Below are 11,764 nucleotides of genomic sequence, written 5' to 3'. Positions count from 1 at the left end.
CTCCCGCTTGCGGGAAAGGCGCCTTGTCTTTTGTTGAATCAAACCATGCCGGCTTTTGTTACCGGGCGATCCATTCCTTCGAAATCGCTTCGCTATCGTACCAAACGGTCTCTTCGCTTATAAGTACCGCCGGAAGCTATGGTATCGGGTTCCCTGAAGCGTCAAATCTCCCGTATCGCCTTCTACCAACAGCCCAAATTCCTGTCCGTTCACTTGAAATTCAATCCGCTCCCCGTTCTCCATTTCAAAGGTGAGGTAGTAGCTCGTCGACCCATGCCCCCCCATCGGACCGGCCCCATCCGGGTCGGACCGATGGGAATAATCCGTCCGCTTCGTGAGCAGCCGTGCGCGAGTCGTTATCACCGGCATGCGATTGTTGCGGGACCAGGTGCTGATCCCTTTTCCCGCGCTGAACAAAATCAATCCGAACACGATCACAAATCCTGCTATGACAATGACAGGAATAAGAGTGAACATCATTCCGCCAAAACCTCCAGGCCCGTCAAATCCTCCAAAGCCCATCTCTCTTCCTCCTATACCAAAGGCCAGACCCCGTTCAAAGGGATCTGGCCTGATGGTGGATCTTGCTGTACGTTCCCCCCGTTGCCTTACGATACCGTCTTATTTGCCGGCTTCCTTGCCTGCCTTCGCTTTGAACACTTCGCCGATAGCTCCCATGCTGCCAAGCGTGTCCATGGCTCCCGTCGGGATGAACACCTTGTTCGCCGGTCCCTTGGCGATTTCATTCAAGGACTCGAACGATTTGTACGCGAGGACGTTTTCGTCCAGACCGGCCTGCTTCAGCATCTCGATCCGTGCCTTCTCGGCCTCGGCTACCGACTGAATAGCAGATGCTTGCCCAAGGGCTTCCAGCTCTTGTGCCTTGCGAAGACCTTCCGCTTGCCGAATGCGCGCTTCGCGCTCCCCTTCGGCCTTCAGGATCTTGCTCTGCTTGTCGCCTTCTGCCCGCAGGATCATATCCTGCTTGGCGGCTTCCGCTTCCAGCACGATGGCCCGCTTGCTCCGTTCCGCCTTCATCTGCTTATCCATCGCTTCTTGAATATCAATGGGCGGCTTGATGTCCACGACTTCGACGCGCTCGATGCGCACGCCCCACTTTTCCGTCGCTTCGTCGAGGGCTACGCGCATTTCCGACGAAATCTTTTCCCGACCGGAGAGCGTCTCGTCGAGCTCCATCTTCCCGATAATCTGACGTAGCGTCGCGGTGGTGATGTTACGCACCCCGGAGACGTAGTCGAGAATGCCGTAGGTGGCTTGTTCCGGTCCTACCACTTGATAGAAGATGATGTTGTCGATCTGCACCTGCACGTTATCCTTGGTGATGACCGTCTGCGGCGGAACATTCGCCTGTTGAATCCGCAGGTCGTGATACGTGCGAACCTGCTCGATGACTGGAATCAGGATATTCAGACCCGGCGTCAGCAGCCGGTGGAATTTCCCGAGGCGCTCCACTACCCCTACGCGTTGTTGCGGAACGACCTTAATTGTCATGCCGACGATGACGACTACCAGGAGGATGACCACTCCAATAATGACCAAGCTTACGTTATCTCCCATTCTTATACGCCTCCCCATTTTTGAACTTCGACTACCGTGCTGCCCCGATGAACAATGATGATCGGTTCTCCCGCTGCGAGCGGCTGATCCGACCGGGCGCTCCACGTTTCGTTGCCAACCCGAACGATCCCGAGCCCGTTCTCCCCGGTCCCTTCCAGCACTACCCCTTGCTTGCCAACGAGATCATCGATGGCATCCCGGAATCCCCGCGATGAACGGAACCTCTTCGTAAGCGGTTTCGTGAACACCGTAAGCCCCACGGCCGTTATGCCGGCCAACAAGACCTGCACCAGGTAGAAGTCTGGCAGCACCAGTGCCACCAATCCACCCACGAGCGCCCCTACGCCAAGCCAGAGCAGATAAAACGTCAGACTGAAGATTTCAGCCACCAACAAGCACACCGCAATCACCAACCAGATGACCCAACCCATCTCCATCACCTCCGCTGAATGCTTATACTGGATTCATACGCGATTGCCTGCAAAAAGTATCAAAAACTTTCCCCGCACGCCTATTTTCAGTTCGGCATACCGTAAGAGGAAGATCTATACGGAAGGGGTACGTCCCTATGCCAAACCGAAGAATCATCGTCGATCTTTCGGATCGGATGCTCTACTTGCTGGAAGACAACATCGTCCTACGCGGCTATCCGGTCGGAATCGGCCGCATGGTCACCCAAACCCCGGTGGGCGAGTTCACCATCGTGAACAAGCACCCCAATCCCGGAGGACCGTTTGGGGTATTCTGGATGGGCCTCTCCAAGCCGCACTACGGCATTCACGGTACCAATGATCCCTCTTCGATCGGACACTTGGTCTCCCACGGCTGCATTCGGATGTACAATACCGATGTGCTGCAGTTGGCCTCTCAAGTGACGATCGGCACCCCGGTCACCATACGGCCTTAGGGGGAAAGGGGTACCAGCGCTGCTAAGCATTCAGCGAGCGGTACGACGCCTGCGCCGAGCTTGTGCGATAATGCTTCCCAGTGTGTAGAGAAGCACCCCGGCGAGCGCTCCTGTCCCATCGATCAGGACGTCCTGCACGAGCGGCGTTCGATCCCCGGTAAAGTACTGATGGATTTCATCCGACGCCGCATAGGCAAGCCCGACGGCTACAGGGAGCAGCAAGAGAACGAAGCGGGAGCGGACAAGCGGGGCAATCGCCCAAGACAGAAGCAAAGCCAGGCCGGCGTATGCGCCAAAATGAGCTCCCTTCCGAATAAAAAATTCGACAAACGCGGGAGCCCCCAGCGCGTCAACGCTGATTTCTTTACCCGCATAGGAAAAGCGGATTTCGGAAAAGTGGTTCTCCACCACCTGGTCGGGGAGCCACCGATGAATTTCGGGCTGAAGGTTTTGCTTGTGATAAGGCTGACTGGAGGAATAAAAGATCATCCCCATCCAGGCGAACACCAGGAAAAAACGTAACCACCGAATGCCCGGTTTTCGGGCGGATGAGCGCGGGTTCAATGGAGCCACTCCTTTCCCGTTCCCCATCCTTATTGTACCTTATGGCCACTCCGGGGAGAAGACGCTTTTCTCGGGAATGGCCGGAAGCATCATGCATAGAAACTGGCGGATGACTCATACTGATAGCGGAAGACATGCTTAAGACAGCCATAAGGAGGTAATCGTTCGATGAAAAGCTTGAACGTGCTCGCCCTGACCCTTCTCATCATCGGCGGCCTGAACTGGCTCTTGGTGGGCTTGTTCCAGTGGGATCTGGTGGGCGGCTTGACCGGAGGCATGGACAGCACCTTGGCTCGGGTCATCTTTGTCATCGTGGGGTTGGCGGCTATCTACAGCTTCGTTCTCTACGGAAAAGTTGCCGAGGATGATCGGACAGAAGTTCGCCATTAATCCCAAGCAAGTTGTCAGTTTTACGAAAAAGGAAAAGACAGAACGGACAAGCCTCTTTTTCGGGCTTCGTTCGCTCTGTCTTTTTCTATGCAGGAGAAGGCGATTTTCCCCATAAAAAGGCAGTCCGCCGACTGCCTCTGGTTGCTTGTATTCCATTAGAACGCCCTCTTAACCGAAGACCTCTACATATCCTCCGCTTTCCCGGATGATTCGGACCACATCGCGGTACACTTTATCCTTCACCGTAGCCGCCATCACGTAGCGGAGGCTGGAGCGATCACCGTCGAAATAGGTGTCCTCCGCATCCTCTACTCGCCCTCCGGCCTCCCGATCCTGCCCGATCGAGGTGCGCTCCCCCTCATCATAGGCGTCCAGGGCAAGGGAGGTGACAGCCGCTCTTCCCGTCGTATCGACCGGTCCTGCAGAGCCGGCCGCATAACCGCCTACAGATCCCGGCGTTCCACCAGCCTGCATTCCTGCTGCGTAGGGGATCAGCAGTCGCGTCTCTCCCCCCAGGTTTTCGGGCAGCTCAGATACTTCCAGATATTCCGCGCCGTACGCCTGGATTTTGGTGTTGGCGGACAAGGCATCACTCTCTGTTTGAAAATAGGCTTGTATTTTCTTGGTCATCGCGCGCGTTCCCCTTTCCTCGAAATCAGATTGGCAGAGGCTTCTCGGAATCAGCCCCTCATACCCTTACCTTACCCTCGAAATCTTCGGTTCACACATTTGGGGTTCCCCTTTCGTTCGAAGGAGTCGGCGCATGCTTACGATCGGGATGAAGCTTACTCGACCGCCTCTTGCTGAAGGGTGGCACTCGCGGTCTGCATGGTCGAAAAATCGCTAAACGGATAAAATCGGCAAACGACTTTTCCGATGAGCTGGTCGCGCGGAACAAACGGATCTTCCCACAAATGAGAATCGTAACTGATGTTCCGGTTGTCGCCAAGCATGAAGTAATGCCCGGAAGGAACGGTGACCGGCCCGAAGGTGTAGGTCATCTCTTCCTGCAGGTAAGGCTCGTTCCATTGCTCCCCGTTGCGGTAAAGGGACCCTTCCTTCACCTCGATCGTATCCCCGGGCAAGCCGATCAGCCGTTTGATGAAGCGCTCCTTCTCTTTCTCGGGAACCGGAGGGTAGAACACGACGATGTCTCCGAATTCAAAACGAGTGAGGGGAACGAGCTTCTCGATCAGAAAACGGTCGTTTTCCTGAATGGTCGGCAGCATCGATCCCGTGGGAACGACAATTCCCTCCGCCACATACGTCTTCACTCCGATCCCAAAGAGGACGGCAGCGACGAAGCAGAGAAGCAGGCTTTTCCAACGGATGAACCGCATGCGGACATTCCTCCTGTCCATCAGGCTTTTGACGACTCCTTTACTCCCTTCATACCCGGAGCCGTTTGCAGCAAAACAGGTAGGAAGAACCAATTTTCGGTTTTTCGGCACATTTTGGGGAAGGATGCAGGCACGATGGCCGCTTCGGGTCGGCGGTTCGAGCCATACGCTAAACCATCCGGCCTGCAAGGTGAATCCTGCGGCCGGACCTATGTGAAAGGAGCGCCTCTATGGGAACGATACTTTATCCCCCAACCCTGGATTGGTCCTACATGACCCAGCGGCCTCAGCAGCTGATGCGGCAGTTTGCCCGGGACGGGCACTCCGTTCTCTTCTACAACAAGCAGGCTCAAGATGGACAGGTGATCGAGTACCCGGAGCCCGGCATCGCGGTCATTCGACATGCCCAAGCTTTTGAGGACGAGCTGATCGCTCATCTCCCCCGGGAAAGCCGATTGTTCTGGACATCCTGGAGCCGCCGTCTTCCCCAGGCTCGCCGCGTCCATGCCGATTATACGGTTTACGACTGCGTCGACGACTTTCCAGACTGGGACGAGGAGGAGCGGCAATACGCGGCCAATGCCGACTTAATCGTCTGCACGGCGGCCCATCTCGAAACCAAAATGCGACATCTGCTCCCCAAGCACCCGCTCTGTCTTGTCCCGAACGGCTGCGATCACGAGCATTTTGCCGCGGTGCTGACCGGAACCCATCGGAGAGCGGAAGAAGCCGCCTGCGAAGAAGTCTGGCAGCGGGTAGCCAACCATCCGGGACCGGTGATCGGCTATATCGGCGCCTGGGCGCCTTGGGTGAATGAGGAGTGGATTCGCTCGGCGGCAGCGATCATGCCGGAAGCGCTGTTCTACATTGCCGGACCTTCGCTTCGCGAGGAGACGGGGCCGCTCGGCCCGAATGTCGTCATGCTGGGCTACCGGAGCTACGACGAATTGCCCGCTCTGCTCGCCATGACGCAGGTGTGCATCATTCCGTTTCACCTGAACCGCATCACGCAGAGCACCAACCCGGTTAAGGTGTACGAATACCTTGCGGCGGGGAAGCCGGTTGTCTCGTCCGCTCTGCCGGAGGTGCTGCCGCTGCAGCCCTATGTTGCCACGGCGGCATCCGAGGAGGATTTTGTTCGCTTGCTGAAAAAAGCCTGCGTAGGAAAACCCACGCAAAGCCAGGAAAGAGCAGAGAGATCCGCCTACGCGAAAGCCTTCTCGTGGCAGGAGAGATATCGTACAGCGGCAGAGGCTCTCGATCGGCACTGTGCCGGCTGGAGACAGTCCTCCCGCCTTCCGGTGGAGGAATGGGCGGCGTACTTCACCAAGCAAGTGCCTCTTCGCTTCCGCACGGTTAATTCGTATTACGCCGATGTCTGCCTCGTGCAGGACCCACCCTACATTGGCCATCCTCCCGGGGGAGAATACTCCACCTTCCTGCTTGTGGACAGCCGATTCTTCCAAGGAAACGGCGCGCTTCGCCGGGCCTATCTGGAATTCGAGGCGGCCGTTCCCGCAGGCGGGGCGCCGGAATCCTTGCCGACTGTCAAGCTGGCCTGGGCGGACGCCTCCGTCCCATTGGAACGTCTCACCGATCGGTCGAAGCCGGAGAGCCGCTCGCTTGGAACCCTCCCGCTCAAACGCAGCGCAGATGACAGCCTCGTGCTGGACATTACCTCCCTCCTCGACGCGCTTCCCAAACAAGGACGGTACCTGCTTCAGCTGTCTGCGGACATCTCCTATCCGTTCCGGATGGATCATCCCCAGTTCACCCTGCTGCGGCAATGGAAAACCAAGGAGGAGAGGGCATGAGAATTGCAGCCTGCGGCTATTATGGAATGGGCAACTTTGGCGACGAGCTGTTCCTGCTCACTTATCGCCAGCAGCTGGCCGGACACGAAGTCTTCGCCTGGCACCCTTCATTTGATCCGGCTGCGGTCGATGCCGTCCTTATCGGCGGCGGCGATCTGATCGTCCCCTATTCCTTCGCCAGCTATTACTTCCCGTCGGTGCTTCAAGCAAAACCGACCTGGGTGTTCGGCGTAGGCATCGTTGATGCTTACCCGGAGGCAACCTGGCCCGAGCGAGAGGTGGACCGCTACCGAAGGCGGTTGTCCGGGGCTCATGGCATCTGGCTTCGGGATGAGCGTTCGGCCGCCATTGCGGAACGAATTCGCCTTCATTCCCGCATCCGCACCATCCCGGACCCGGTCTTTGCCTATCGCGGGGCTTCCCTTCCGATCCGCCCCTTCTCGACACGCCCTTCCCTCGGGGTATGCGTGCATGCCTATTCCGGTTTTCCCCTGGAAAGCCTGGGCGCAACCCTGGGCCGGCTCTCCGCGGAAGGTTTCCACATTCTGCTTCTTCCTGCGGTAAATCACAGCGCCAATATCTATGCGGATTATGGCGTATGTACGGCGCTGCTGGACCGCATTCTGCGCGAGCCTGGAGCATCCGCGACGGTCTTCAAGCCGGAGTATGAGCTGGAGCTGATCTATGCGGCGATCCAGCGCTGCGACTTCCTGCTCAGCTTCAAGCTCCATCCGACGCTCGCCGCTCTGCGCGGAGGGGTGCCTGCCTTCTGCGTGAGCAAGCAGGGCAAGGTAAAAAGCCTGCTGAGCCGGTTCGGGCTCGAGGATTTCCTTGAGCCGGACGAGAGTGCGGCAGGCCGCATCGAAGCCGGTCTGCGGCGGCTCCTTGCCGAAGGGAAGACCCGCCTGCAGGCCGCAGCCCCGCTCCTGCGACAGACCGAGCGGGAAGCGGAGGCGGCTTTTGCCGAGCTGCGCCGGGAGATCGAGGCAGAGTGACCTGACCTCACGCGACATCCACACGCTGGCACAGCATGCTACAGGAGAGAAAACGACATTTCCTGGGAAATGATCCAGCGCTCGACTGCAATCGGTGTCGGTGTCGAGGGAAGGTATGCCGCGTATGGAAGCAGCTGAGGTTGTCGATTCGGGAGGCTGTGGATACGGAAAGCCATTGAGATTCAGCCCCCTTCTTCTCCTCTTTCGACGATCGTCTGCCGAAACATAGGGAACGGGTAAAGGCTCCCCACACTCGAAAAAGGAGGTACCCGCATGTTGTTCGTCATTCTGCCGACTCGAACCGACGCCGGATTCGGAACGGAGCGAGAAGCTTATGCCCTCGGCTTGGCTTCCCGCGTCGTTCGCCTTCCCGAGGAAGCCCTCCGGGAGGGAAGGGTGACGCAAGCTTTGTCCGCTCTTCTCGCCGCCCACGATGAGCTTCACCTGCTCTATGCAGGCACAACGGTTAAGGCCGCGAATGAGCGCTCGATCGTTCGGCTGAATCGTACCTCCTTCGGGGAGCTCTCTCCCTTCGCACGAGATGTGCTGGATGCCACCCCGCGCCGGGAGTGGCTTCTCCCGGTTCTCGCCGAGCTGCTCCGCCCGCCGACCTCTGATGCCGGTTCCTGCGACACCGGCCGGCCTGCCGTCACCATCGCGCTCTGTGTGCACAACGATGCGCGCTATCTGCCGTGGGCGATCTACTCCGTGCAGCGGCAGACGGACCCGGGCTGGGAGCTGCTCCTTGTCGATGATGGATCATCGCCGTCGCAGGCTCCCCAGCTTCCTCGTCTGCCGCGGGATTCGCGCATTCGCTTGCTCCGCCTTCCCCTTAATCGGGGGAAGGCGCACGCGTTGAATGCGGCTCTAGCTCATGCCGCCGGCGACTGGCTGCTCGAGCTCGACGCCGATGATTGGCTGCCGCCCGACGCCCTGGCGCAGCTCCTCTCTGCAGCTCGGGGGCATGGGCTCCGCCCTCTCCGCCGCGCTGAGCCGCAGGCCGTTGTCGCCGGTCATCGGCTGTGGCGCGAGACCTCGCGCGGCGAGCTCATGCCGCAGCCGGGCTGGAGCCGGCCGGCGTCCCAGGAAGGCGGTTGGCACGCCTTCCTGGAGCAAGGCGCGGTCACCGCTCCTCGCTTGTTTCGAACATCCGCCCTCCGCTCGCTTGGAGGATGGCGGACGGATGACCCCAGCGAGGGGAGGCTCTACGAGGACCAGCAGATGCTCGCCCGCTTCCTTCATGCGAGCCTGCCAATTCTCCCCATGGATGCTCCCCTTTATCATCGAAGGCTGCGCAGGGGAAGTACGAGCCAAACGGCTAAAGCCAAGGCTAGCTATGCCGCCTGGAAGGCAGAATGGCGGCCTTGATTCCTTGCAGGAGTTCCGCCCGCCTCTACCAACAAACGGCATGCCACGGAAGGAAATCCCTCCTTTGCATGCCGTTCTTTAGTCATCAAATGTCAGAAACTCGTGTGGATGAGTTCGAATGTAGGTTCGAATGCGGAACAAAGTGGAAGGGGCCTGTTGGCGGAATCGATCATGCAAGGAGCCTATCGCCCCCCGAAGCTTAACATTTCGCCCCAATTCCTCCCTTGTCACCTGAAACCCATCCAGGCTCGTCGGGTGATGGAACGCAACCAATATGCTCTTTACTTCACCAAGAAGCGCCTGCATCTCCTCGTCCTCGAAATCGTGAAGGCCAGCCATAACCGCCCTCCATCTTTGGGGCTGAGCTACAAAATAGGCGCTCCACCAGTAAAATTCCTCGAAAGACTGGATGGCATGAAGGAAGTAGACTTGAAACGAAAACAAGCCCTGCTGTCCCTTTGTCAGATCCCTAAAAAAAGCCTTCATCCCATCGGATGAGGAAATGCTCGAAGAGTCCGTCATTCGCCTTTTGTATTCTTCAATCAAAGGGGCAAAGCACACCGATTCCAACTTCTCCAGCGGGAGCAAGTCCCACTCATTCCGGTTTTGTTTGGGCAGCAAAAGAAAAGAGTCCCTCCTTTTCTCCAGTATACCGGAAAAAGGAAAAAGGGACTTCTTTTCCATAGAACGGCCAACTACTCCGCTAGACCACGAACAAACTGAATGGCATGAAGCGGAATCAGGATTTTCACATCGGAAGGGGCATAGCCGCCGGTATCGGAAGCTACGGTCATGAAGCCGTCTGCTGCTTCCAGCAAGGTACCGCTGTAGAACGAATCGGCGAGAAAGACCTCAACCTCTCGGCCCGATTGTTTGTCGAGTGCCTCGATAAGCCTTGGCGGGGCCGCTATCCTATGCAAAGCCTCACCTGACCGTCGCAGACTCTCCTCCGGCCCATCGGAAGGGGGTGTGACGGAATCGATTGCTGCATACGGAACGTAGACCTCGTCCCCCATCGTTTCGCGAAGAAGAACGTAATCCTCCCCAGCAAACAAGAGTGTGCCCTCAAGCGGTCCTGAACCGGTGTAGAGCGTCCACTTCTTGCCTTCTCCATCTCGAAACAGGCGTTGCAGCGCTTCAGCCGACGTCAGGCCCTCTACGGCGACCTCCAGCCTCCGTACCCGAGCGTTCGTCTCCCGGAGGCGCTGGTCTTGCCGCGCAAGCTCTTTTTCCACCGCCGCGAGGCGTTCCTCAACCCGTCCCTGCCATTCGAACCACTCCCGCCAGAAACGGCGTGACAGAATGAACCAGAGACAGAACGGACGACAACGGCCTCTCGCTCGCGCCTTTGACATTGTTCATCCCTCCTTCTCTTCATTCCTCTCATTTTATGAGGAAGAGAAGGAGCAAGAGACGGCTGATGAAATCAGCCGGACGCCTTTTCTAAGGCCGTGGCTCGGGTTTCCCTCCCAAAGAGCACCAGGACCACAACGCCAATTCCGAGCACGATGGCAAAGAGGCTGAAGATTGCCCCATAGGAATACGCTCGGCTCACAAGAACCCCGACCAGGTACGGAGCGATGGCGCTGCCGATTCGGCCGAAGCCGGAGGCAAAGCCCGCCCCCGAGGCGCGCACCTCATCCGGGTAATTCTCCGGGGTGTACGCATACAAAGCGCCCCAGGCTCCCAGGTTGAAGAAGGACAGGAGGGCCCCCCAGGTGAGGAGGGCTGCGGTGGAGGTGCTTTCGCCGAAGAAGACGGCGCAGACCGCCGTGAACGCTAGAAAGAGCGCGAGCGTAGGACGGCGTCCCCAGCGTTCCACCAGCCAGGCGGCGACAAAGTAGCCGGGCAGTTGCGCCAGCGTCATGAGCATGACGTATTTGAAGCTGTTGATCGTGGTGAACCCTTTGCCGACCAGCACCGACGGAAGCCACAGGAACATGCCGTAGTACGAAAAGGCGATGGAAAACCAGACGGTCCAGAGCACAGCGGTGCGGCGGCCATGCTCGCGGAAGAGAGAGCGAAGCGGAACCTTCGGATGAAGCTTCGGCTGCCGGGTCTCCGGAATCGTTCGCCGGATGAGCACAGCGTAAGCAATCGGAAGAGAGCCGACGATGACGGCCGCTCGCCAGCCGTAGTCCGGCATAACGAAATAGGCGAGGATGGCCGCGGCCATCCAGCCTCCTGCCCAGAAGCTTTCCAAGAGCACGACAGCCTGTCCCTTCTTGTCGGGCGGCGCCAGCTCATTGACCAATGTGGACGCGACAGGCAGCTCGGCTCCGAGCCCGATGCCCATGATGAGACGGCAGGCCAGCATGAACGCAAGGCCCGGTGAAAAGGCGCTCGCGAAGCTTGCCGCCCCAAACAGAATGAGCGTGATCAGAAAGATCGGTCGGCGTCCCAGCCGATCAGCCAAAACTCCGCCAAGCGGCGCGCCGATTGCCATCCCGGCGGTCGTGAATGTACCGAGCAGCCCTTTTTCAGCAGGGGTGAGGCCCCACTCGGTCGTAAGCTGGACAAGAATAAACGACAGCAAGCCGACATCCATCGCATCGAACAACCAGCCGAAGCCGGCGGACCAGAATACTTTTTTGTAGGCGGGGGATGGTGCAGTCTTCACTAGAGGTTCCTCCCTTGAGCATCGATGCAAATTGGCTTTTCTCCCCACTATAGCGTGCGTTTGGCCAAAACTCCAGCAGCCCCTTGATAAGAAGGCGCCGACTTACTCGCTCGACGAGGAAAAAGGAGGATTGACAGGCTTCATTTAATGTATATATTATATATATACAATATAATCATTAAGCAGGT

14 protein-coding genes are annotated in these 11,764 nt (G+C 58.1%); 6 read left to right on the top strand and 8 right to left on the bottom strand.

The window, feature by feature from the left end:
* Window positions 1-117: 117 nt before the first annotated feature.
* The 3 genes from AAFN83_RS08665 to AAFN83_RS08655 form a co-directional block, all read right to left on the bottom strand.
* Entirely contained in the window at window positions 118-522 is a 405-nt protein-coding gene (locus AAFN83_RS08665) for a DUF2500 domain-containing protein (protein ID WP_347768595.1), read from the bottom strand.
* Between the two features lie 99 nt (window positions 523-621).
* Window positions 622-1,512: an SPFH domain-containing protein gene (locus tag AAFN83_RS08660; RefSeq protein WP_481810497.1), complete on the bottom strand. Its 891-nt coding sequence runs from the start codon at window positions 1,510-1,512 to the stop codon at window positions 622-624.
* Between the two features lie 68 nt (window positions 1,513-1,580).
* Window positions 1,581-2,009 (bottom strand): NfeD family protein, encoded by a 429-nt coding sequence (locus AAFN83_RS08655; protein WP_347768593.1) that lies wholly within the window; start codon window positions 2,007-2,009, stop codon window positions 1,581-1,583.
* A 137-nt stretch (window positions 2,010-2,146) separates the two neighbouring features.
* Between AAFN83_RS08655 and AAFN83_RS08650 the strand changes: the two genes are divergently transcribed.
* Window positions 2,147-2,485, top strand: coding sequence for a L,D-transpeptidase (locus AAFN83_RS08650; protein WP_347768592.1), 339 nt, complete (start codon window positions 2,147-2,149; stop codon window positions 2,483-2,485).
* Between the two features lie 30 nt (window positions 2,486-2,515).
* On the opposite strand, the gene AAFN83_RS08645 is transcribed toward AAFN83_RS08650, so the two are convergent.
* Complete coding sequence (locus tag AAFN83_RS08645; protein WP_347768591.1) at window positions 2,516-3,049, bottom strand: VanZ family protein; 534 nt, start codon at window positions 3,047-3,049, stop codon at window positions 2,516-2,518.
* Window positions 3,050-3,217: 168 nt separating this feature from the next.
* On the opposite strand from AAFN83_RS08645, the gene AAFN83_RS08640 reads away from it, so the two are divergent.
* Entirely contained in the window at window positions 3,218-3,439 is a 222-nt protein-coding gene (locus AAFN83_RS08640; protein WP_347768590.1) for a DUF378 domain-containing protein, read from the top strand.
* 168 nt (window positions 3,440-3,607) lie between these two features.
* Here AAFN83_RS08640 and AAFN83_RS08635 read toward each other — a convergent pair whose 3' ends face one another.
* Together AAFN83_RS08635 and lepB are read right to left on the bottom strand one after the other, a co-directional pair.
* The gene (locus AAFN83_RS08635; RefSeq protein ID WP_347768589.1) at window positions 3,608-4,069 is read right to left on the bottom strand and encodes a hypothetical protein; all 462 of its coding nucleotides are present in this window, start codon (window positions 4,067-4,069) and stop codon (window positions 3,608-3,610) included.
* Window positions 4,070-4,224: 155 nt separating this feature from the next.
* A complete protein-coding gene (lepB, locus tag AAFN83_RS08630) occupies window positions 4,225-4,779 on the bottom strand; it encodes a signal peptidase I (protein WP_347768588.1) in 555 nt (184 codons plus the stop codon).
* Between the two features lie 230 nt (window positions 4,780-5,009).
* Here lepB and AAFN83_RS08625 point away from each other — a divergent pair, with 230 nt between their 5' ends.
* The 4 genes from AAFN83_RS08625 to AAFN83_RS08610 all read left to right on the top strand — a co-directional run bounded on the left by AAFN83_RS08625 (window position 5,010) and on the right by AAFN83_RS08610 (window position 9,454).
* Complete coding sequence (locus AAFN83_RS08625; RefSeq protein WP_347768587.1) at window positions 5,010-6,593, top strand: glycosyltransferase; 1,584 nt, start codon at window positions 5,010-5,012, stop codon at window positions 6,591-6,593.
* Window positions 6,590-7,588, top strand: a complete 999-nt coding sequence (locus tag AAFN83_RS08620) for a polysaccharide pyruvyl transferase family protein (RefSeq protein ID WP_347768586.1) — start codon at window positions 6,590-6,592, stop codon at window positions 7,586-7,588. Before AAFN83_RS08625 ends, AAFN83_RS08620 begins: the two co-directional genes overlap by 4 nt.
* A gap of 273 nt (window positions 7,589-7,861) precedes the next feature.
* Window positions 7,862-8,956 carry a glycosyltransferase family 2 protein gene (locus AAFN83_RS08615; RefSeq protein ID WP_347768585.1) on the top strand — a complete coding sequence of 365 codons (1,095 nt, stop codon included), beginning with the start codon at window positions 7,862-7,864 and terminating at the stop codon, window positions 8,954-8,956.
* Window positions 8,957-9,112: 156 nt separating this feature from the next.
* Complete coding sequence (locus AAFN83_RS08610) at window positions 9,113-9,454, top strand: hypothetical protein (RefSeq protein WP_347768584.1); 342 nt, start codon at window positions 9,113-9,115, stop codon at window positions 9,452-9,454.
* A 197-nt stretch (window positions 9,455-9,651) separates the two neighbouring features.
* Here AAFN83_RS08610 and AAFN83_RS08605 read toward each other — a convergent pair whose 3' ends face one another.
* Window positions 9,652-10,311 (bottom strand): hypothetical protein, encoded by a 660-nt coding sequence (locus AAFN83_RS08605; RefSeq protein ID WP_347768583.1) that lies wholly within the window; start codon window positions 10,309-10,311, stop codon window positions 9,652-9,654.
* Window positions 10,312-10,382: 71 nt separating this feature from the next.
* Window positions 10,383-11,576, bottom strand: coding sequence for an MFS transporter (locus AAFN83_RS08600; protein WP_347768582.1), 1,194 nt, complete (start codon window positions 11,574-11,576; stop codon window positions 10,383-10,385).
* Between the last annotated feature and the right edge of the window lie 188 nt (window positions 11,577-11,764).

The organism is Gorillibacterium sp. CAU 1737 (genome assembly GCF_039888655.1).
Taxonomy (GTDB): Bacteria; Bacillota; Bacilli; order Paenibacillales; family NBRC-103111; genus Gorillibacterium.
This window is presented reverse-complemented; position numbering and strand designations above follow the sequence as displayed.

Excerpts from the sequence above, each read along its gene's own strand:
- AAFN83_RS08665 (WP_347768595.1), bottom strand. The coding sequence starts at position 522 with ATGGGCTTTGGAGGATTTGACGGGCCTGGAGGTTTTGGCGGAATGATG.
- AAFN83_RS08660 (WP_481810497.1), bottom strand. The coding sequence starts at position 1,512 with ATGACAATTAAGGTCGTTCCGCAACAACGCGTAGGGGTAGTGGAGCGC.
- AAFN83_RS08655 (WP_347768593.1), bottom strand. The coding sequence starts at position 2,009 with ATGGGTTGGGTCATCTGGTTGGTGATTGCGGTGTGCTTGTTGGTGGCT.
- AAFN83_RS08650 (WP_347768592.1), top strand. The coding sequence starts at position 2,147 with ATGCCAAACCGAAGAATCATCGTCGATCTTTCGGATCGGATGCTCTAC.
- AAFN83_RS08640 (WP_347768590.1), top strand. The coding sequence starts at position 3,218 with ATGAAAAGCTTGAACGTGCTCGCCCTGACCCTTCTCATCATCGGCGGC.
- AAFN83_RS08635 (WP_347768589.1), bottom strand. The coding sequence starts at position 4,069 with ATGACCAAGAAAATACAAGCCTATTTTCAAACAGAGAGTGATGCCTTG.
- lepB (WP_347768588.1), bottom strand. The coding sequence starts at position 4,779 with ATGCGGTTCATCCGTTGGAAAAGCCTGCTTCTCTGCTTCGTCGCTGCC.
- AAFN83_RS08625 (WP_347768587.1), top strand. The coding sequence starts at position 5,010 with ATGGGAACGATACTTTATCCCCCAACCCTGGATTGGTCCTACATGACC.
- AAFN83_RS08620 (WP_347768586.1), top strand. The coding sequence starts at position 6,590 with ATGAGAATTGCAGCCTGCGGCTATTATGGAATGGGCAACTTTGGCGAC.
- AAFN83_RS08615 (WP_347768585.1), top strand. The coding sequence starts at position 7,862 with ATGTTGTTCGTCATTCTGCCGACTCGAACCGACGCCGGATTCGGAACG.
- AAFN83_RS08605 (WP_347768583.1), bottom strand. The coding sequence starts at position 10,311 with ATGTCAAAGGCGCGAGCGAGAGGCCGTTGTCGTCCGTTCTGTCTCTGG.